We start from the raw sequence: 18,867 nt of genomic DNA, 5'->3' as shown, positions 1-18,867 counted from the left end.
CATATCGCTCATCGCATTGCCGGCTCGTGCCCATAGACGGCGTCACGCAAATCCGTCACGAAGCGGCCGGACATGCCTTCATACAGGGTGTTGGTGAACGCGGCCACGCTCAGGCCACGGGCGCGGTCGACGAACCATGAGTGCCCGTAGGCGCCGCCCCAGCGCCAGGTGCCGGCCGACTCCGGCGAGCCGGCCGCAGCCGGATCGTGCAGCACCGAGAAGCCCAGGCCGAAGCCGGTGCCTGGCGCATCCGGCGGGCCCCATTCGCCGGTCTGGTTGCGGCCCATTTCATCCACCCAGGCAGCGGGCATCAATGGCTCGCCGCCCTGGCGCAGGGCTTCCAGCAAGCGAAGGAAATCGCCGGCGCTGCCAATCATGCCGGCGCCGCCGGAGGGGAAGGCACTGGTGTCCAATGCGCGCGCCGGCGCGTAGTGGATGCCGGCCGTGCCGTCGACAACGGGGACCACATCGTGCGCGAGCATGCGGCGCGGCACCGGCGTGTCATTGACGTAGGCGGTGGCTAGCCGCCCGGCATCGGCCGCGGCAAAGCCTGTGTCGCCCATGCCCAGCGGACCCGTGACCAGCGCGTGCACCGCGTCGGCCAGCGGCGCGTCGCAAACGCGTTCGATCACGGCGCCAAGCACGTCCGTGGCCAGCGAATAGCCCCAGGCGCTGCCTGGCTTGTAGAGCAAGGGCACGCTGGCGATGCGGCGCAGGTTCTCCGCAAGGGTGATGCCCGGCTGGTCCATGCCGTCCGAGACGCCGGCGCGGGCATAGGGCCCGTGCTCGTCGGCTTCGAAGAAGCGGTAGCCCAGCCCTGCGGTATGGGTCATCAGTTGCCGCACGGTGAGGATGGCGGGGCTGCCGTCGGCTAGGCGGGGCGTGAACTCCGGCAGCCAGCGCGTCACGGCCTCGTCGAGCCCCAGGCGGCCCTGCGCCACCAGCACCATCGCCGCGCTCGACACGATGGGCTTGGATACCGACGCCAGGCGGAACAGGGTATCGGTGCGCATGGGCCGGCCGGCCTCGCGGTCGGCCAGGCCCGCGGCGCGGCGGTGGATGACTTCGCCGTGGCGGGCAACCAGCACGACGGCACCGACCAGGCGGTGGTCGGCAAGGGCTTGTTCAATCGCCGCATCGACGCGGGCGGACAGGGAGGACAGGGGTGACAACATGCGTGTTTTCCTTCGTCGCAAGACAGGGATGGGATCAAGCAAACGATAAGAAACATTCGACTCGGGAAAAAGTAGGCTAGAGTTCCTGGTTATCCGGACATATTTGTCCGTAATCGAAGATCAAGGCGCTTGGAATGGCAGGAAAGCCAATGGACAGCCTGAGTGGCTTTACGGTGTTTGTGCAGGTCGCCGAGACCCGCAGCTTCGTGGTGGCCGGCCGCCAGATGGGCGTGTCGGCGTCGGCCGTGGGCAAGAGCGTGGCAAGGCTGGAAGAAAAGCTCGGCACGCGGCTGTTTCACCGCAGCACGCGCAGTATCACGCTGACCGCGGAAGGGGCGCTGTTCCTGGAGCGCAGCCGCCGCATCCTGGCCGAGATCGAGGCGGCGGAGCAGGAGTTGTCGCGCGCAGCGCAAGCGCCGCGCGGGCGCTTGCGCGTCAGCCTGCCGCTGGTGAGTTCGCTGGTGCTGCCGGTGCTGGGCGACTTCATGCGGCAGTACCCGGAGATCGAGCTGGACCTGGATTTCACCGACCGCATGGTGGACGTGATCGAAGAGGGGTTCGATGCCGTGGTACGCACCGGCGAGCCCAGCGACTCCCGGCTATCGGCGCGGTGCCTCGGCGCGTTCCGGATCCTGCTGGTGGCGTCGCCGGCGTATCTCGCGCAGCGCGGGGAGCCCCGGCAGCCCGCGGACCTGGCCGGGCATGCCTGCCTGCAATACCGCTTCCCGAACAGCGGCAAGCTGGAAGCCTGGCCGCTGCGCCGCGCAGCCGTTGATCCGGAATTGAACCTGCCCACCTCGATGATCTGCAACAACATCGAGACCCGCGTGAGCTTTGCGCTGCAGGGCCTCGGCATCGCCTGCCTGCCGGACTTCGCCATTCGCGAGGCGCTGGCTGACGGCCGGTTGCGTACCGTGCTGGACGACTACGTGGACCGTAGCGGCACCTTCCGTGTGCTGTGGCCGGCCAGCCGGCACCCGTCGCCAAAGTTGCGCGTGTTCATCGACTTCCTGGGCGAGCGGGTGTTTCCGGGCGGCGCGGATCCTGCTGTTTGAGCCTCTCCGGATCGGCGCCAGATCGGTGCCGGATTGGCGCCAGTAAGCGCTCAGGCGGCCGCCTGCCGCGCGTGCCGCAGCAATGAGAGGATCAACGGCGTGCGGGGAGACGAGCGTTGCCACAAGATGCCGAACCGGCGCGGCTCGGTCGCTTCGGGCAGCGCCAGCTTGGCGATGCGCAGGCCTGCCGTCAGCGGCGACGCGATGTCGGGCACGAGAGACACCCCCAGCCCCCGGTCGACCATCATGGCGATTGCCACCAGCGAGCTGAGCTCGAACCGTTCGTGCGCGGCGATGCCAGCCTGCCGCAGGTACCGGTCGGCCTGCTTGCCGCCGCCCACGCTGCGGTCGTAGCGGATCAGCGGCTCGGTGCGCAGCAGTTCGTGCGGATCGCGCCGGGCCAGCCGGGCGGGCGCCAGCACGACCAGGGGTTCCTCACGCAGCAGTTCCCACACGATGGTCTTGGGCAGCGCGAAGGGCGGGTGCAGGCAGACGGCCGCATCCAGCTCCGCGTTTTTCACGGCGTCGTACAGCGCCGCCGATTTGTCCGACTGGATGAACACGGAGACACCCGGATGCTCCGCGGCGAACCCGGCTAGTGTTTCCGGCAGCAGGCTGTGCAGCGCGGTGTTGATCGTGCCCAGGCGCAGTTCGCGCGGTGCCTCCGTTTCATTCACCCAATCCCGCAACTGGCCGAAGTCCCGCAGCAGGGTGCGCGCGCGTTCGGCCAGCCGTGCGCCCGACTCGGTCGGCGCCACAGTGCGGCCGGCCCGGCCCAGCAAGGTGGTGCCCAGCTCCCGCTCCAGGACGTGGATCTGCTGCGCGATGGCGGCGGGCGTCACGTTGAGCCGCCGGGCGGCTTGCGCGAGGGAGCCGGTATCCACGACGACCAGGAACGCGTTGAGGTAGGCTGTCTCCATACATTTTCTATCGATTAAAGAAAGAGATACATAGTTTATCTTTGTTCTGGCGTGACTCACACTGGCGCACTCCAAAGCCATTGGTTCACGTTGCCATGAGAAGCAAACTGTTCGTCCCCGGTTCCCGCCCGGAATTGTTCGACAAGGCCTTGGCCAGCGCTGCGGACGGGCTGTCGTTCGACCTCGAGGACGCGGTGGCGCAGGAGCGCAAGCCGCAAGCGCGCGAGGCACTGCGCGCGCTGCTGCGCTCGGGCCAGGCCCGCGCCAGCGGCAAGACGCTGATCGTCCGGGTCAACGCGATGGACACCCCTCACTTTGCGGCCGACGTGGCCGCAGTGGTGCAGCCCGGCCTGGACCTGATCAACCTGCCCAAGCCCGAGAGCGCCGACGACGTACGCCGCGCTGCCGCCGCCATCGAGCAGGCGGAACGTGTCAACGGGTTTGCGCATGGCGTGGACAGCCCGGTCCGCCTGCTGCTCAACATTGAAACGCCCAAGGCGCTGCGCCTGGCCGGCGAACTGGCCGCGGCCCACCCGCGCGTGGCTGGCTTGCAGCTTGGCCTGGGCGACCTGTTCGAGCCGCTGGGCATCGCGCGGCGCGAAAGCGCGGCGATCCAGCAAGCCATGTACGCGGTGCGCATGGCAGCCGGCGAGGCCGGCGTGTTCGCCTACGACACGGTGTTTGCCAACATCAAGGATGAAGCCGGCTTCCGTGCCGAGGCCGAGCTGTCGCGCCGCATGGGCTTCCTTGGCAAGAGCTGCATCCATCCCAGCCAGGTCCCGCTGGCCAACCAGGCCTTCCGTCCGAGCGATGAGGAGATCGGCCATGCGGCGCGGGTACTGGAGGCCGCGCGCGATGCCGAGGCCAGGGGCGTGGGCGCCTACGTGGTGGACGGAAAGATGATCGATCCGCCGTTCGTGAAGCGGGCGCAAGCCATCGTGGCTACCGCCAGGCGCCTTGGATTGCTGCCTGCCTGACTTCACCGGAGTCCGCTGCCGGGATCAGGCTGCATCGCATGGGGCAAACAAAAAAAACAGAAGGAGACATCTTGAAAACACCATCCGTATCCGTAACCGCATTCGTATCCATTTCCCGTAGCGTAGCCTTGGCCGCCACTGCCATTGCCAGCCTGGTATCCGGCGCGGCGTTCGCGCAGGGCGGCTATCCAAGCAAGCCCATCACCATCGTCGTGCCCTATCCCCCGGGCGGCTCCAACGATATCTTCGCGCGTATCGTCGCCAGGGAGATTGGCGAAGAGCTCAAGCAACCCGTGGTCATCGACAACCGTCCCGGCGCCAGCGGGAATACCGGCACGGGCATCGTGGCCAAGTCCGTCCCGGACGGGTACACGCTGGTCGCCGTGTCGTCCAGCATGACGACCAATGCCGCGGTGCAGGCCAAGCTGCCGTTCGATGCGGTCAAGAGCTTTGTGCCGGTGGCGATGTTTGCGCAAGGGCCGTTCATTGTCGCGGTCAACAATGCATTTCCCGCCAGGACGCCGCAGGAGCTGATCGCGGCGATCCGCGCCAGGCCGGGCAAGTACAACTACGCTTCAAGCGGGCCGGGCAGCGTCAACCAGTTTGGCACCGAGCTGCTCAAGGCCAGGGCAGGGAACCTGTTCATCACCCATATCCCGTATCGCGGCATGGGGCCTGCCGTGACCGACCTGATCGGCGACCAGACACAACTGCTGATCTCCAGCGGCCCCTCGCTGCTGCCGATGGTGCGCGCCGGCAAGGTGCGCGCGGTTGGCATCACCAGCCTCAAGCCGAGCCCGATCGCGCCGGATCTCACGCCCATGTCCAGCGCGGTGCCAGGCTACGAGTTCGAACTCTGGTGGGGCCTGCTGGCGCCGGCCGGCACGCCGCCGGCGATCGTCAGCCAGCTCAACGCCGCCGTCAACACCGTCTTGTCCAAGCCCGAGATCAAAGCGGCCTTCCTGAAGGAGGGCGCCGAAGCCAGGCCCGCCACGCCGGCCCAGTTCGCCGCCATCATCGGGCAGGACGTGGAACGGTGGAAGACGCTCGCCAAGCGCCAGAACATCGTCGTGGACTGATGCGAGCGCTTTGCCTCTACTGCCAATTCTCCGGAGATTTCCATGCGTCCCCCCTCTGATGACCGCGCCGCGCCACTGAGCGAGCGCACCGGCAAGCCGGGCCCGCTGTCCGGCCTGCGCGTGCTGGACCTGAGCGCCTACATAGCTGGCCCCTATGGTTGCTCGCTGCTGGCCGACCAGGGTGCCGAGGTCATCAAGATCGAGCCGCCCGCCGGCGACAACCTGCGCAAGTATCCTTCCTCGCTGGAGGCCGAGAGCCGCGCCTTCCTGGGCGTGAACCGCAGCAAGCTGGGCGTGGTGCTGGACCTCAAGCAAGCCGACGACCTGCAGCGCCTGATGGCGCTGGTGCGCACCGCCGACGTGCTGGTGCACAACTTCCGGCCCACCGTGCCGCCCAGGCTGGGCATCGCTTACGAACAGCTCAAGCTGGTCAACCCGCGCCTGATCTATTGCGCCGTGACCGGCTATGGGGAAGACGGCCCGCTCAAGGACAAGGCCGGCTACGACCAGGTCCTGCAGACCATGACCGGCATGTGCACGCTGCAGGGCAAGCAGGGCGGTGCGCCAGAGATTCTCTATGGCTCGGTCGTCGACTACTACGGCTCGGCGCTGGTCGCCGGCGGCGTCGCGTCCGCACTCTACGAGCGCGAGAAAAGCGGCGAAGGCCAGTATGTCGGCATTTCCCTCTTGCGCGCGGCGCTGACCATGCAATCGGCCCGCATGGTCTGGGCGGACAACGAACCCAGGGAGGTTGGCCGCGACATGCGCTCCGGCGGCATCACCGGCATCCATCCGACCAAGGAAGGCTATCTCTACATTTCCGCCAACACGCCGCATTTCTGGGCGGCGCTTTGCGAGAAAACCGGCCTGGCGGAACTCGCCACCGAGCGTTACGACAGCGTGCGCAAGCGCGCGCAGCATCAGGATGAGATCGTCCCCATGCTGCACCGCGCGCTGGCAGCCCGCACCGCGCTGGAATGGGAGGCGCACTTCGGCGAAGCTGTGCCCTGCGCTGCCGCGCGCTCCGTGGAAGACATGTTCGACTTCCCACAGGTGCAGGCGGAAGGCATGGTGACCACGTTCGAGCATCCCACCGTGGGCCGGTATCGGGGCTTTACCCGTGCCATCAAGTTCGGGCGCACGCCGGGGCCCGAGCCATTCGCGGCGCCGGTGCTGGATCAGCATGGGCAGAGGGTGAAGGCGGAGGCGGACAGGTTGGTGAGCGAGGGGATGTAGCCGATCTCGCCGGGCTTCGATTCATTGGCAAGCCCGTGGCAAATGGTCGCTGCATGGATGGCGCGATCATGCATTGCGCCCAATGCGTCGCATTGCCGCATTCCTTTGATGTCGGGCCGCTGGGTAGACTTTCGCGCCTCTAGCGCCACTCGCACGAGTGGCGCTCCTAGCCGACAACTCGCCGGACTCAGCGCGCCTCCATTCATGCTCCCCACCTCGCTTCGACATCATTGCTTTGCACTCGCCGCCGCGACCGCCGGCTTTCCCGCCTACGCTGAGGACGCACTTCGCAAAGCGTCCGACCTTGCCCCGGTGACTGTCTCCGCCGCGCCGGAGTCCGCGTTGCGCGGGCAGGCATCCACGGGCTCCAATCTCGGACTGACGCCCATGCAGACCCCGGCCAGCGTCGACGTCATCCCGCGCGAGCAGCTGGAAGAACGCGGCGACGCATCGCTCGTGGACGCCATCACCCGGGCGCCCGGGCTGTCCGGCCTCGGCCACCCCGGCAATGGCGGCGCTGCATTGTCGGCGCGCGGCTTCACGGGCTCGACCTCGGTGATGCAGCTCTATGACGGGATTCGCCAGTATGGCGGCATCGGCATCACGTTCCCTTTCGATACCTGGTCCGTTGAGCGTATCGAGGTGCTGCGCGGCCCGGCTTCGGTGATCTACGGGGAGGGCGCCATCGGCGGCGTGGTCAACGTGGTGCCGAAGAAGCCAGCGCGCGGCCCGGTCGAGAATGAAATCCAGGCCGCGCTGGGCACGGAGAATACACAGCGGCTGGCGTTCGGCAGCGGCGGCGCCATCAACGACAAGCTCGCCTACCGGCTCGATGTGAGCGGCAACCGGTCCGACGGATCCGTCGATCTCGGCGATTCCCGGAACCTGTCGCTGTCCGGTGCCATCCAGTGGGACGCCACGCCGGACCTGAGCCTGAAGCTCAGCTATGCCAAAGGCTGGCAGGAGCCGCAGCGCTATTTCGGCGTGCCGCTGGTCAACGGGCAGGAGGACGCGGCGCTGCGGAGCAAGAACTACAACGTGGGCGACAGCCTGCTCAAGTTCGACGACCAATGGACGGAACTTGCCGCGCAGTGGACACCGAATGCCGATGCCACGGTGCGCTCGCGCCTTTACTACATCGACAGCAAACGGCACTGGCGCAATGCCGAGTACTACAACTACGTGCCGGCCACGGGACTGGTCAGCCGCTCGTCCTATACGGAGATCCTGCACGACCAGTGGCAGGTCGGCAATACCACCGATGCTACGTTCCGGCACCATCTTTTTGGCATGAAGAACAGCGTGTCGGTGGGTTTCGACGTCAACCGGGCATCGTTCACGCACACCAATAATTCGCCATACTCGGGTACATCGGCGGTGGATCCCTATGTCTTTGATCGCGGTACGTTCATCAACGTGGCGGGCACCACGCCGCGCTATCGCAACGAGGCGACGCAATACGCGCTGTTTGCCGAGGATCGCCTTGAGGTGACGCCGCGCTGGTCCGTGCTGGGCGGGTTGCGCTATGACCGCGCCGACCTGTCGCGCGGTGACCTGGTGGCCGGGCAGGCCGCCTTCGACAAGACGTTTTCCAATGTTGGCTGGCGTGCCGGCACGGTCTACAACCTGACGCCGGATCTTGCCGTATACGCGCAGTACGCGGAGGCGGCCGATCCGGTCAGCGCCTTGCTGATGCTGACGCCAGCCAACAGCAACTTCGACGTCTCCACCGGCCGCCAGGTCGAAGTCGGCGTCAAGCAGGGCTTCTGGCAGGGCAAGGGCGAGCTGACGCTGGCCGCCTATCGGATCGTCAAGAAGAACCTGGTCACGCGTGACGTTGCCAATCCTTCGGCCAGCGTGCAGGTGGGGCAGCAGTCGTCGAAGGGGCTGGAAGCTACCTTCGGGCTAGCGTTTCTCTCCGGCTGGCGCGTGGATGCCAATGCCGCGTTGCTGCAGGCGCGCTATGACGATTTCACGGAGTCCGTGGGGGGCGCAGCGGTTTCCCGCAGTGGCAATGTGCCCACGGACGTGCCCGAGCGGCTCGCCAACGTCTGGGTGACGTGGCGCTTCCTCCCGGCATGGACCGCCGGCGCAGGCCTGCGCTATGTGGGCCGGCGCTTCGCCGACCGCGCCAACACGCTCGAGATGCCGGCCTATACGACCACCGACCTGTCGCTCCAATGGCGCGCGCGCCGGGACACGACGCTGGCGCTGCGCGGGTTCAATGTCTTCGACAAGCACTACGTCACCACCGCCTACTACAACGCTACGCAATGGCTGCAAGGATCTGGCCGCCGGGTCGAGCTGAGCGTCAACTACCGCTTCTGAGCGGACTGGCGGCGTCTGGCGCGGCCGGCCGCACGGCGGCCGACCGTGCGAACCAGCGATCCAGCAGCCAGACCATCACCAGCGTGGCGCCCATCATCGGGAACACCGCGCCCAGCAGACCCAGGCCGATCACCCACGCCCGCATGGGCGGGAGCGTGCGCGGGAATGACGGCGCGGCCAGGGCGCGCGCGGGCCGGCGCTTGAGCCACATCACGAGGCCCGTCACGGCGAGCATCATCAGGCCCAGCGAGATCACCGTGCACGCAATCTGGTTGGCCAAGCCGAAGTAGCGGCCCATGTGCAGGGACGTGCCGTAGGAGATGGCCTGCGCCACCGCGCCGTAGTCGCCGTAGCGAATGTCCCTGAGCACCTTGCCGGTGTACTGATCGATATGCAGCGTGCGTTCCACCTTGGGATCCGCCGGGAAATAGGAGGCGGTGAACACGCCGGTGGCGGACTTCGGCAGCACGAGCTGGTAGCCGCTCGACACACCGTTCTCGGCCACGATCGCCACGGCGCGGTCCAGGCTGATCGTGGCAGCGCCCACTGCCGGCGGCGTGCCGGATGGAACCTTGGCCATGCCGACTGCCCAGGGAACCGCCGCGAGCGGAAGCGCATCCATGCTGGCCGCGCCCGGCGTCGACCGGACCCCTGCGTCGCCCCATGCGCCGGCCGGATTGCCCAGCCGCGCCGCAGTCGCGATCGCCTTGAATTGCTTGCCCCACGATGCGGTCCAGGGCAAGCCGGACACCACGAACGCCACGGCGCCGATGGCCATCCAGGCGCCGATGACCAGATGGACTTCCTTCCACCAGCCGCGCCCGCCAGCGGCCTTGCCGATCACCAAGGCCTTGCCGCCTTTGTCGCGCAGCCGCGGCCACCACATCGCGACGCCCGTAGCAATCATCACCAGCGACCAGCATGCCGCCAGCTCCATCAGCAGCTCCCCGGTCTTGCCCAGCAGCAGCGCGCGATGCAGCATGCGCACCTGCTTCATCAGCCGGTCCTCCACGCTCAGGCTGCCGAGAAAATTGCCGGTGTACGGGTCCAGGTACAGGCTTTCGCTCTTGCCCGACGGCAGCCGAAAAACAAACTCGGCGCTGGCGCGCGGGGACGAATCGACGGTGTACGTCGTCGCAACGGCCCCTTCTGGCGCTTGGGCCCATGCCCGGTCCAGCAAGGCCTGGGCGGGAAGCTTCGCACCCACGGGCTCCACGCGCAGCAATTGCGGATAGAGCAGCGATTCGATCTGCGGCTGGAAGCAGTAGAGCGTGCCGGTGATCGCCAGGACGATCAGGAAGGGCGCGACGAAGAGCCCGGCGTAGAAGTGCCACCGCCAGAGCATGCGATAAGACGCCGCAGCGGCTGGCGAGGGCTGGGTGGCTTGCGCGCGCATGGGCGGCCGTTCGAGTGGCTGGGACATGGCAGGATCTGTCAAAGGGTGTACTTCAGGCTTAGATAGAACGTGCGCTGCGGGAAGGGGTGGAACAGGAAGTACTTGTGATTGTTCAGGTTGTCCACGCCCAGCGCACCGCTCCAATGCTTGTCTAGCTGGTAGTGCACGCGCGCATCCATCACGAAGAAGCTCTCGAAGCCCTGGTAGGTCGCGGGGTTGATGTCGGTGTTGTCGACCGTCGCGTACACGCGGCTGCTATAGCGCGCGGCCAGCGTGTAAGCCCATTTGTTGTCAGGCCGATAGGTTGCCGCTACCGTGCCGCGCCACGTGGGCACGTAGGGCACGCGCTTGCCGACCGCCGTCGCGCCAGGGGTGGTCGGCACGTAGCTGTCGTCCGAGAGAATCCGGGAGTTGACATAGGTGGCGTTGCCCGAGAGCGTCAGGCCGTTGATCAGCACATTGTCTTGCTGGCCGGCCAGCTCTAGCCCCAGTTGCCGTGTCTTGCCCACGTTCTGCGTAAAGGAGACGGGCGTGGCGAACCCGGCAATTGTCGAGGTCTGGGAGATCAGCGCGTTCTTGACGTACTCGCTGAAGGCGGAAACACGCAGTTTGCCCTCGCGGGTGTGGCGCTCGATGGCAAGTTCGCCCGACAGGACGCTCTCCGGTTGCAAGAACGGATTGGCCTGGGTGAACGTCGTCCCGGTCTGCACGCTCTGGTAGAGCTCGCCGACCGTCGGGAAGCGAAGCGCCTTGCCGAACGAGCCGGTCACCGACCACAGCTGGCTGGCCTCCCAGGTCAGCGACGCCTTGGGGGAGAAGCCGGATTTGTCGAGGCTAGGCTGCTGGATCGGCACCCCCACGCCGTTGCTGCCAATGGCGTAGTTGAACCCGTCATAGGCGCGCCACATTTCATAGCGGCCGCCCAGCGTTGCCTGCAGGCTCGGTGTCATGCGCCAAACGTCCTGCAGCCAGAGCGCGCCGGTCTGCGTCTTGCCCTGCGAGGTGCTGAACAGGGCGCCATTGCCGCCGGATACCCAGTTGGTGGTGCTGTAGGTGGGGCTGCTCAGCTTGAACTGGTCGTAATGGGCGCCAAAGCTGACGATGTTCGCGCCGGCGATGCCCTGCGGCCGCCAGATGCCCTTGACGTCGAAGGTGGACCAGCCGGAGCCGCTCATGTCGGTGGTCCGGCCCGGCCCACCCGTCAGCGCCGCCGGATAGAGCCCGGTGGACAAGCGGCTCGAATCCTGCAGATAGTAGAAATTGCTGACAATGGCCTCCCAGTCGAACAGCCCTTGCGTCCGGGTCCCGACCTTCAGGCTCTGCATCAGGTGTTCCTGATCGACGTTGTTGCTGGAAAACTGGCCCGCGATGGTGCTGGCGCTGTACGCGAACCCACCGATATTGACGTTGCCGCCCGGTGCGCCATAGAAGGGCGACCCGGATGCCGTGCTCAGGTAGGTCTGCGCGCTTGCCTTCGAACTGTTCTGCCAATAGCCCAGCGTGTAGACGGCGCTCAACGTGGGCGTGAAATCGTAGCCCAGCTTGACGGTGGCGTTGTCCTGCAGCGTATGGATGAAGTTGCCCGCGCCGATTACCTGGATGGCGCCGCCGGTCCGGTTGCGGTCGGCGTGCGCGCCAGTGATGACCGGCAGGCCGGCGCCGGCGGCGGCCGTCGACTGGCCGACGGTGGCGAAGGTGAGCGGCTGGCTGAAGCTGTTGAGGTGGTTCGCGCTGAACCACCACGAGAACTTTCCAGTGCGGTCGCCCAGCGTGGCGCTGACCTGCTGCGCCGGCTCGTTCTGGTCGGTGCCGTATTTGCTGAACTGCTGGATGGCGCCCGTGACTTCCAGGCTGCCCTCGAACGATTTCGGCATCCGTGTGGTGATCTCGGTCACGGCACCGTAGGAGTTGCCCGGATACGCCGCGGCGAACGGGCCGTACATGACGTCGACCCGGTCGATCGATTGCGGCGTCACCATGAACCACTGCGGGGAGCCGTTGCCGTTGTTGTTATTGATCAGGGTCGACAGCAAGACCCCGTCGGCATAGATCAGGCTGCGCGCGCTGGCGTTGATGCCGGTGGTGCGGGTCGCCATCGGGGACTGGGTGTCGCCGATAAAGCGCTTGCGCACCAGCACGTCGGGCAGGTATTTCAGGGCATCTTCCGCGCCCGTCACGTTGATGGCCTGCGCGGCTTGTTCGCCGGTGATGCTCGCGGTGGTCTGCGGCAACTGGTTCTTCTCGGCAAACGAGCGAGTCTCGGTCACCTGGACCGCCGGCAGGCTCTGTTCGTCGGCGGCCTCGGCCAGCGTGCCGATGGTGCCAAGGATGACTAGGGGCAGCAGCGTGCGCATGATTGGGTCTACCTCAAATCGTTGTCCGGCGCTCGCGGGCAGGTGCGCGCGGACGCCACGATCACGCCAAAGGGCGTGCGTTGCTTACAGACTGGATTGAGGCAGGGCCGGAGGGCCCCTGGGGCGTCCTGAAGGAAAGGCCCCGAGTGGCGTGAAGCGGGTGACCAGCACGTGCGACGTGGCGACCACCAGCAGCGGGATCGCCGACAGCGCCGCAGGCGCAAGGGTAGGCAGCGGCACATGATCCGCCAGCAGATCGCAATAGCCGCAGGCGTTCAGCGAGCTGCCCGGCATGTCATGCGGCGCATCGCCCGGGTGGGCGGCCGAGCAGATGACGGCTTCGGGATCGCTGGCCTGGGCCGCGGCCACGAACTGGCTGACTGCCGGCGCAAGCACGATGAGCCACATGGCGATCAGGCCAAGCCATGCGGTCAAGCGGATGCGGCGGATAAGCGTCATTGTTATGTGCGAGCGGGCGCGGCGCAGTCTACCTCAGCCAAGGCGAGGTGCGATCAGGCACGCTGCGCGTCATTTTGACACAGGCAAGGACCGGGGTATGGGCGTCAGGCAGCGAAATCGTATGGTTCCGCTCATTGAGCTGGCCCCGCCGAATGCGCCGTTTGCCAGGCGGCGAACTCGGACGGCCRCAGACCGTACCTGGCCAGCACACCCTCGTGCAGCCGCCGCAATTCCTCCACGATCAGCGCCTGTACATTGCTGCGCTCGGCTTGCGGCACATCGGCCATGACGGCCAGGTGAATCAGCGAGAGCGCATCCTGGCCAGGATGGGTTACCACTTCGCGGATGGTCTGCTTGATCAGTTCACGCCAGGCCAGGCGTGCCGGGTCCGGTTCCGCCAGGGCTTGCTTGATGGCCAGGTACTCTTGCGTCGATCGCTCGTAGGACCAGACGTAAAGATCGCGCAGCAATTCCACGCGCGTCATCTCATACAAGCCGAGGATGGCCGGGCTGTAAGCATGATCGGGCACATCAAGAAAGGTAAGCGGACATAGGTTTGCGCGGAAGAGCGGCAAATTGGCGGCCAGCCGCGAGGTCCGCTTGTTGATGTCCGCGAACGGTTGCAGGTAAGGCAGGTGCACCATCACGAAGAAGGACTGCTCGAAAGGGTCGGTAATGCGATTCGCTTTGTCTAGCAGGTTATCCAGTGCCTCGTCGAGCTGCTGAGGCGCCGATAGCGGCCGATACACGCTTTTGCCGATGTCCACGGCATGTTGCCGGATCCGGCATTCATCGGTCGGGTTGGGTAACAGGTTCTCCGACAAGGCGCTATGCGATGATGCCCGCATCGACCCATTGGCTTAGCCAGCGTTGCGCGGTCCGGCGTGCCACCAAGGGGTGAGCCGCCAGTAATTCCGCCAGAGTCAGTCCGGCCGGGGAGGCTCGAATGCTCTTCAGTATTTCGTGGTCTGCGGGCATGGGAGGTTGGGCGGTCGGTTCAGTCGGTGGCGCGATTGTGGCGCGATTCTGGCGCGATGATCGAAACCGCGCCACCATGCGGATCTGGGTCATTCTGACGCCCAACGGCAAAAAAGCTGTGCTAATGCGCCGGGTCAGGCATTTTTCCAATGAGCCCGCGTAGCAGATATGCAGCTTTCCGAACAGCAGGTCCTGGCGCTCGCGCCAGACAGCGGTGCCGCCAGCAAGCAATTGCTGGGCCGAAGCGATCCAGAAGCAGGACGTGAGCCTGTGGGCCGCGAAACAAGGGTTAGTGACGAATCGAGCAGAGTAGGGCGCGGCCGCCCTGGTTTCGATCAATCCGGCGCGCATTTCTCTCAATCAAATCCTGTTCTTTCCCCTCACGGAGTCAGGCACATCTGCGCAAACTCTCTACAGCCGTCGTCCGCGGCGGGGTGTCGCAGCACCGCGTTAAGCGCATCCAGGAAGGCCGCAACGGTTGGGCCGCCTTGCTCCTCGCGCTCGGCTTCGTCCATGCGCATCATGCGGTCCAGGAACCCCACCACTTGCGTGCTCGGCTGCCGCTTTAGTGACGCCAGCAACTGCGCTGCATAGGCGCCGACGGGCTGGCGCTCAATCAGCGACCCGAAGGGGCCAGGACCACCATAATCCAGCTCGGGGTACTTTTCGATCAGGGCCAATATGCGCGCCAGGACTTCTTGATAGTCTTGGCTTTCTAGCGCATCCAGGTGTTCGTAGATGCGATCGATCACAATCCATTTGTCACCCTGTGCTCGAGCCTCTGCGGCCGCCTTGTCGAGGTTGGAAAAAATCGAATCGGAATCTGGGTTCACTGTCACGCTCCGGAGTAATAGGTAAGTAGGTAATAGGTCGGAAAGTCGGTCAGAAAAGCTGATTTGAGTGAGGCCTGAGCGCTACCGCCCACGGCCGCAATCCGTCGATCCGGTTGACGGGGTGATGGGTGGTGCGACCCAGCACGTTGCGTGGTGGCACGCGACGGAAACTGCACTTTACCCGTGACCTGTGTGGCTTGTCTGCAAAAAGTGGCGCTTTCTTGATGGTTCTGGGTGCGGGCAAGCAGTGGCAAGTGTGCTGGCCGCACGGCCAATCCCAGTCGATCCGCGACCGCCAACAGGTGCCGGTCGCGCAGCGCGCCCAGCACCAGATGATGCGAATTGACGTGCATCACGGCTTCCGGTCACGCCTGTATCCGCTGCGAGGCGGCCGCAGTCACCTGCGCGCAAGCCAGGCCTGGACTTCTGCGTGGGTCTTGTGACAACACGCAAACGCGCAGCTGCCCCCCTTAGATGGACAGCCTCTCTTCTACCGCAGCGCTACAGCCTCGAAGCTCGCCACCACGGCATTGTCGGCGCCGAGCAGGTCGAGCTGGCGGCCCGCAATGCGGTAGCGCCGTACCGTTTCCAGGGTATGCAGGAACTGCGTTTCCTGGGCCATGCCCTGCGCGCAGGCCATCATGGTGCCCGCCAGGCCTTTGAAGCGAAGCTGGTCGCCATCGGCTTCATAGCCGCCCATCAGGCTGTTACAGCCGCCATTGCCTGACAGCCGCGCTTCGTGCGGGGCGAGGATCAGGTGCGGTTCGCGCTGGCGCTCCGCCACGCTGACCGGCGCATCGCCCAGCCGCGTGAGCTTCCAGTAGGTGCCGCGCAACGGGCTGTCGGGCACCTGGGCAGTTCGCTTTTCCGATGGCTTCCCCTCGCCCCTGGAAGCCGATACCAGCTGCAACTGGAGCGGCGCGTTGTTGCCGCCCAGCGCCGGGACATGCGTGTCGGTGGTGAACAGCAACCGGCCATGCTGCCGGATCACCGCCCGCACGGCGTAGCGATGGCCAGGCTCGATCGCCTGGTCCTGGTAGGCAACCCCGAAATGGAAGGGCGGCTGGCCCGCCGGATCCAGCGTGGAGCGGCCGATAACCAGGGCTGGCGCGCCGGCGCGCGACACATCTTGCAGCGTGACTTCGAACACGGCATCGGGAGGCAGCGCGATACGCTCACGATAAGTCGCCGTGCCCGTCACGATACCGGCCAGCGCAGGTAACGCCAGGGTGGCAGCGAATGCGGCAAGGGTTTGGCGTACGGGGTGCTTCCACATGGTCTTGTCCATTCTCAGGTTCATCAGGTGAAATCGTGAAGCGTTCACGCCATCACGATCAGGTAGTTTGCCAGGTTGGGAAACAACGGCTGACTATATGCCAAGCCGCTCTTTGAGTGCATCGGTAGTCAGCGCCCCCGAAAACGTCAACATCTCGCCCCCAGGGCCCTGATATACGGCAAATGGCACGCTGTCCAGATTCAAGCGTAGAAAGTACTCGGTGTTGGCCTTGACCTGGCTCACGGCAATTTCCGGGGCCTGTGCGGCGGAGACCTCAAGCCCACCCTTGCGTGCATCGAGCAAGGCTTCATGATTGTCCATTTCCTTGACGGCGTTCTGGCTACCGAGCAGGTAGGCACTCTGCAGCGCGGATTTTTCCGGGGTCAGCAGTCCGACCGGGATCCAGATGAAGTGCGCGGACGACAGCAGTGGCTTCGCTGCCTTCCAGAGCTCACCGCAATGGGGGCACTGCGGATCAAAGAAGATATAGATCTTCCTGGCGCTGAGCACATTGCCGGCATTGAACCCGTGCGTGTTGCTTGCCACGGACTCGATCGACAGCGTGACAGCCGGCTGCTGGGCGACGCTAGACGGCGCGGGATTCGCATCGACTTTGGCTTTCTCTCCGCAACCATAAACCTGGACGATGAGCGCTGCGCAGATCGGCAGCAGTAGTGTTCTTTTCATATGGAGATCGTTTCAAAGACGATTCAGGAGGAAAGCCGTCAGCCAATAGCACCGAGCGCAATGAGCTTCGAGATCGTATTGAAATTACGCGTCGTCGCGGCCACCTGGAGCTTTCTCTCGATGAAATTGTTGTTGGCCTTCAGATCGCTGTATTTCGTGGCGCACAACACATACGCCATGTCGCCGACCACTTGTACCTGGTCTGGCGCATGTCCAAGCGCATGGAACACTTCGAGCAACGCATCTTCAGGCCCGGCTGACAGCAGCGTGAAATAGAGCTTGGCGGGATCGGCGCCCTTGAACGGGTTGTTCTCCATCGCTTCGTTGAAGTACGGCGCGGACCTTGCCAGGACTTTGATATCGCCGCCAAACCGTTCCTTGATGACATCGTGAACCAGGTCCTCGATGGCGGACTGGTTCAGGTTCGTGGAAGCAATGACGTTGCCACTCTGGATGTAGGTTCTTACGTTGCCGAGCCCCGCTTCTTCCAGCGCAGCGCGCAGCGGTGCCATGAGCACCTTGTTCTTTCCCGTCGGCGTTACACCGCGCAACAGAATGATCTTGTCTTCATGGTTCGACGCCATCGTGAATGTTCTCGGCTGCTAAACGCCAAGTATAGACTGCGTCGCTTCCATGTAGGAGCCGACCATCGTGGCCCGGCTGACCGAGCTCTATCACATCGAGGCCCGCGTCAAGGGCTGGGGCGTGCGTTCCTGGCCGTCTGCACCGCGTCACGCTGGCGTGGTCCGTTCAACGTCTGCGCCACGGCCAGGAGCCCGGCTTCCAGTTGGCGGATTGTGGCAGGCGCCGCCATGGCGATTCTTATCGTACGGTTTGCCGACACATCAGGCGCGGCAAAGGCGGCCAGGGGTGTGATTGTCACGCCTTGCCGTGCCAGTGCGAAGACGAGGTCATCGGGTCTCCAGTGTTTCGGCAGGTCGAGCAAAAGATGAAAGCTGGTGTGGTGCGCCTTGATGGGCCACGCCCCGAGGATGCGCCGCGCGAGGTCTTGCCGCAATCGCGCCTCGTCGCGCTTCGCCACGATCCAGTGCGCCAGCGTGCCATCCCGCATCCATGCCGTGGCCAGTGCGGCTGTCATGGCGCTTGCGGACCACAAGGTGGCGCGAAGTCCCTCATGGAGCCGTTCCCTGAACCGTTCGGGCGCGACCATATAGCCCACTCGCAACCCGGGGGCCGCGCTCTTCGACAGGCTGTGAATTTCGATTACGCAATCTGGCGCCAGGCTGCGCAGCGTTGGTGGAGGCGACGCTTCGAGAAAGCCGTACACGCTGTCATCGACCAGTAGCAGGTCGTGGCGACGCGCGACCTCGATCAAGGCGAGCCTGCGCGCGAGCGGCATCACGCTCCCGGTGGGATTGTGAACCGTGGGCATGGTGTAGACGATGCGCACCCGGCCTGCATGCTTGCGGCAAACCGCGTCGAGCGCGTCCGGCATGATGCCATCGTCGTCGATTGGAACGCCGACCAGGGGGATGCCCAACAGTTTTGCGGCGCTCTTGAAACCGGGGTAGGTCAGGGATTCCACGGCAACCAGATCACGCCGTGTGACAAGGCTTGCGAGAATGACACTCAGGGCGTGCTGGCTGCCGCCACAGACCATGATGCCCGCGGCATCGATTGGCGCGCTGGCGGTGGAGAACCACGTTGCCGCCATCTCCCTGTCTTCGCGACGCCCAGGATGCGGGTGATAGTCGAGCAGGGTCGACAGGTCTCCCTTGTCCGAGAGATTGCGAAGCGCATGACGCAACTGTGCGGCTTGCTCGGGCAGGACCGGATAGTTGAACGCCAGGTCGATCAGACCGGGCTCGCGCTCGCTGATTTGAGAGAACTCGGCGGCGGCTTGTGTCTCTAGTGTGCGGACAAAGGTACCTCGCCCAACTTCGCCAATCGCCAGTCCGCGCTCAATGAGCTCCCGATAGACGCGGGCGGCGGTCGCAGCGGCGATGCCATGCTCGTCCGCGTAATCGCGGTGCGCCATCAACCGGCTGCCCGCTTCGAGCGTGCCGTCCTGTATCAGCGACGCAAGTCTTTCAACGTGTTCCAGGTATCGCGCAGGGGCTGCCATCGTTTCTTGGATTGATATTAGTGCAATG

Annotated in this window: 18 protein-coding genes; 5 read left to right on the top strand and 13 right to left on the bottom strand. The window is 65.2% G+C overall.

Going from position 1 to position 18,867, the window contains the following annotated elements; translation table 11 throughout:
* Window positions 1-8: 8 nt before the first annotated feature.
* On the bottom strand, window positions 9-1,175 hold the full coding sequence (locus tag AC1DQR_RS22175) for a serine hydrolase domain-containing protein (RefSeq protein WP_477133797.1): 1,167 nt from the start codon (window positions 1,173-1,175) through the stop codon (window positions 9-11).
* A gap of 149 nt (window positions 1,176-1,324) precedes the next feature.
* Here AC1DQR_RS22175 and AC1DQR_RS22170 point away from each other — a divergent pair, with 149 nt between their 5' ends.
* Complete coding sequence (locus AC1DQR_RS22170) at window positions 1,325-2,230, top strand: LysR family transcriptional regulator (RefSeq protein WP_477133796.1); 906 nt, start codon at window positions 1,325-1,327, stop codon at window positions 2,228-2,230.
* A gap of 50 nt (window positions 2,231-2,280) precedes the next feature.
* Here AC1DQR_RS22170 and AC1DQR_RS22165 read toward each other — a convergent pair whose 3' ends face one another.
* Window positions 2,281-3,150: a LysR substrate-binding domain-containing protein gene (locus AC1DQR_RS22165; RefSeq protein ID WP_416052063.1), complete on the bottom strand. Its 870-nt coding sequence runs from the start codon at window positions 3,148-3,150 to the stop codon at window positions 2,281-2,283.
* A gap of 95 nt (window positions 3,151-3,245) precedes the next feature.
* Between AC1DQR_RS22165 and AC1DQR_RS22160 the strand changes: the two genes are divergently transcribed.
* The 4 genes from AC1DQR_RS22160 (at window position 3,246) to AC1DQR_RS22145 (ending at window position 8,770) form a co-directional block, all read left to right on the top strand.
* Window positions 3,246-4,127, top strand: a complete 882-nt coding sequence (locus AC1DQR_RS22160) for an HpcH/HpaI aldolase/citrate lyase family protein (RefSeq protein WP_416052064.1) — start codon at window positions 3,246-3,248, stop codon at window positions 4,125-4,127.
* Between the two features lie 71 nt (window positions 4,128-4,198).
* Complete coding sequence (locus AC1DQR_RS22155) at window positions 4,199-5,206, top strand: tripartite tricarboxylate transporter substrate binding protein (RefSeq protein ID WP_477133795.1); 1,008 nt, start codon at window positions 4,199-4,201, stop codon at window positions 5,204-5,206.
* A gap of 42 nt (window positions 5,207-5,248) precedes the next feature.
* Entirely contained in the window at window positions 5,249-6,442 is a 1,194-nt protein-coding gene (locus tag AC1DQR_RS22150; RefSeq protein ID WP_416052065.1) for a CaiB/BaiF CoA transferase family protein, read from the top strand.
* Window positions 6,443-6,646: 204 nt separating this feature from the next.
* Window positions 6,647-8,770, top strand: a complete 2,124-nt coding sequence (locus AC1DQR_RS22145; RefSeq protein ID WP_477133794.1) for a TonB-dependent receptor — start codon at window positions 6,647-6,649, stop codon at window positions 8,768-8,770.
* On the opposite strand, the gene AC1DQR_RS22140 is transcribed toward AC1DQR_RS22145, so the two are convergent.
* The 11 genes from AC1DQR_RS22140 to AC1DQR_RS22090 all read right to left on the bottom strand — a co-directional run bounded on the left by AC1DQR_RS22140 (window position 8,754) and on the right by AC1DQR_RS22090 (window position 18,839).
* Window positions 8,754-10,193 carry a PepSY-associated TM helix domain-containing protein gene (locus AC1DQR_RS22140; protein WP_416052067.1) on the bottom strand — a complete coding sequence of 480 codons (1,440 nt, stop codon included), beginning with the start codon at window positions 10,191-10,193 and terminating at the stop codon, window positions 8,754-8,756. The two genes, AC1DQR_RS22145 and AC1DQR_RS22140, sit on opposite strands and share 17 nt — an antisense overlap.
* 11 nt (window positions 10,194-10,204) lie before the next feature.
* Complete coding sequence (locus AC1DQR_RS22135) at window positions 10,205-12,520, bottom strand: TonB-dependent receptor (RefSeq protein ID WP_416052068.1); 2,316 nt, start codon at window positions 12,518-12,520, stop codon at window positions 10,205-10,207.
* Window positions 12,521-12,604: 84 nt separating this feature from the next.
* Window positions 12,605-12,979: a DUF2946 domain-containing protein gene (locus AC1DQR_RS22130; protein ID WP_416052069.1), complete on the bottom strand. Its 375-nt coding sequence runs from the start codon at window positions 12,977-12,979 to the stop codon at window positions 12,605-12,607.
* A gap of 131 nt (window positions 12,980-13,110) precedes the next feature.
* Entirely contained in the window at window positions 13,111-13,746 is a 636-nt protein-coding gene (locus AC1DQR_RS22125) for a Fic family protein (protein WP_477133793.1), read from the bottom strand.
* A 61-nt stretch (window positions 13,747-13,807) separates the two neighbouring features.
* Window positions 13,808-14,308: a hypothetical protein gene (locus tag AC1DQR_RS22120; protein WP_416052071.1), complete on the bottom strand. Its 501-nt coding sequence runs from the start codon at window positions 14,306-14,308 to the stop codon at window positions 13,808-13,810.
* 29 nt (window positions 14,309-14,337) lie between these two features.
* Window positions 14,338-14,790: a hypothetical protein gene (locus AC1DQR_RS22115; RefSeq protein WP_416052072.1), complete on the bottom strand. Its 453-nt coding sequence runs from the start codon at window positions 14,788-14,790 to the stop codon at window positions 14,338-14,340.
* Between the two features lie 2 nt (window positions 14,791-14,792).
* Entirely contained in the window at window positions 14,793-15,143 is a 351-nt protein-coding gene (locus tag AC1DQR_RS22110; RefSeq protein WP_416052073.1) for a hypothetical protein, read from the bottom strand.
* Between the two features lie 137 nt (window positions 15,144-15,280).
* Window positions 15,281-16,090, bottom strand: a complete 810-nt coding sequence (locus AC1DQR_RS22105; RefSeq protein ID WP_416052074.1) for a YbaY family lipoprotein — start codon at window positions 16,088-16,090, stop codon at window positions 15,281-15,283.
* A gap of 69 nt (window positions 16,091-16,159) precedes the next feature.
* The gene (locus AC1DQR_RS22100) at window positions 16,160-16,753 is read right to left on the bottom strand and encodes a thioredoxin domain-containing protein (RefSeq protein WP_416052075.1); all 594 of its coding nucleotides are present in this window, start codon (window positions 16,751-16,753) and stop codon (window positions 16,160-16,162) included.
* Between the two features lie 38 nt (window positions 16,754-16,791).
* Window positions 16,792-17,337, bottom strand: a complete 546-nt coding sequence (locus AC1DQR_RS22095) for a DUF1697 domain-containing protein (protein WP_416052076.1) — start codon at window positions 17,335-17,337, stop codon at window positions 16,792-16,794.
* A gap of 107 nt (window positions 17,338-17,444) precedes the next feature.
* Window positions 17,445-18,839 (bottom strand): aminotransferase-like domain-containing protein, encoded by a 1,395-nt coding sequence (locus tag AC1DQR_RS22090; protein WP_477133792.1) that lies wholly within the window; start codon window positions 18,837-18,839, stop codon window positions 17,445-17,447.
* Between the last annotated feature and the right edge of the window lie 28 nt (window positions 18,840-18,867).

The organism is Cupriavidus sp. 05L411 (assembly GCF_056398045.1).
Note: the sequence above shows the minus strand (reverse complement) of the source record. Positions and strands in the feature narration are given on the sequence as shown.

Excerpts from the sequence above, each read along its gene's own strand:
- AC1DQR_RS22160 (WP_416052064.1), top strand. The coding sequence starts at position 3,246 with ATGAGAAGCAAACTGTTCGTCCCCGGTTCCCGCCCGGAATTGTTCGAC.
- AC1DQR_RS22090 (WP_477133792.1), bottom strand. The coding sequence starts at position 18,839 with ATGGCAGCCCCTGCGCGATACCTGGAACACGTTGAAAGACTTGCGTCG.
- AC1DQR_RS22170 (WP_477133796.1), top strand. The coding sequence starts at position 1,325 with ATGGACAGCCTGAGTGGCTTTACGGTGTTTGTGCAGGTCGCCGAGACC.
- AC1DQR_RS22145 (WP_477133794.1), top strand. The coding sequence starts at position 6,647 with ATGCTCCCCACCTCGCTTCGACATCATTGCTTTGCACTCGCCGCCGCG.
- AC1DQR_RS22165 (WP_416052063.1), bottom strand. The coding sequence starts at position 3,150 with ATGGAGACAGCCTACCTCAACGCGTTCCTGGTCGTCGTGGATACCGGC.
- AC1DQR_RS22110 (WP_416052073.1), bottom strand. The coding sequence starts at position 15,143 with ATGCACGTCAATTCGCATCATCTGGTGCTGGGCGCGCTGCGCGACCGG.
- AC1DQR_RS22095 (WP_416052076.1), bottom strand. The coding sequence starts at position 17,337 with ATGGCGTCGAACCATGAAGACAAGATCATTCTGTTGCGCGGTGTAACG.
- AC1DQR_RS22120 (WP_416052071.1), bottom strand. The coding sequence starts at position 14,308 with ATGCGCGCCGGATTGATCGAAACCAGGGCGGCCGCGCCCTACTCTGCT.
- AC1DQR_RS22105 (WP_416052074.1), bottom strand. The coding sequence starts at position 16,090 with ATGAACCTGAGAATGGACAAGACCATGTGGAAGCACCCCGTACGCCAA.
- AC1DQR_RS22130 (WP_416052069.1), bottom strand. The coding sequence starts at position 12,979 with ATGACGCTTATCCGCCGCATCCGCTTGACCGCATGGCTTGGCCTGATC.
- AC1DQR_RS22135 (WP_416052068.1), bottom strand. The coding sequence starts at position 12,520 with ATGCGCACGCTGCTGCCCCTAGTCATCCTTGGCACCATCGGCACGCTG.
- AC1DQR_RS22140 (WP_416052067.1), bottom strand. The coding sequence starts at position 10,193 with ATGTCCCAGCCACTCGAACGGCCGCCCATGCGCGCGCAAGCCACCCAG.
- AC1DQR_RS22175 (WP_477133797.1), bottom strand. The coding sequence starts at position 1,175 with ATGTTGTCACCCCTGTCCTCCCTGTCCGCCCGCGTCGATGCGGCGATT.
- AC1DQR_RS22150 (WP_416052065.1), top strand. The coding sequence starts at position 5,249 with ATGCGTCCCCCCTCTGATGACCGCGCCGCGCCACTGAGCGAGCGCACC.
- AC1DQR_RS22100 (WP_416052075.1), bottom strand. The coding sequence starts at position 16,753 with ATGAAAAGAACACTACTGCTGCCGATCTGCGCAGCGCTCATCGTCCAG.